Consider the following 391-nt stretch of genomic DNA (forward strand, 5'->3'; position numbering starts at 1 on the left):
GTGGCCCTTCAGGCGGGTGCCGCGCCCCGGCAGCAACAGCAGCGGCCCATCCCCGGCCAACGCCGGCGCCTGGCTGACGGCCCAGGCCCGCGCCTGCGCATCGGGCCAGGGACGGCGCGGGAACTGCGCCGGATCGATGCCGCGCGGCACCACCCGCAGGCGCGCCGGATCGGTCTGCGGATAGTGCTGCAGCACGTAGTCGCGCACGGTCTCGGACACGCAGATGACCCGCTCGCCGCGGGTCATCACCGCGCTGTAGCGGCTCGGCGAGTTGAGCCCATGCACGGTGGTGACCAGGCGCGGACGCTGCGCCGCCGGCATGCCCTGCAGCGCGCGCCAGCCCAGCCAGGCCGGCAGCCGCGAGCGCGCGTGCACGATGTCGGCGCGCTCG

General features: G+C 76.2%; 1 protein-coding gene. It reads right to left on the reverse strand.

Going from position 1 to position 391, the window contains the following annotated elements; translation table 11 throughout:
* On the reverse strand, positions 1-391 hold a 391-nt coding region (locus D183_RS0121360), incomplete at both ends, for a glycosyltransferase (protein ID WP_017910791.1).

The organism is Xanthomonas sp. SHU 199 (genome assembly GCF_000364665.1).
GTDB lineage: Bacteria > Pseudomonadota > Gammaproteobacteria > Xanthomonadales > Xanthomonadaceae > Xanthomonas_A > Xanthomonas_A sontii.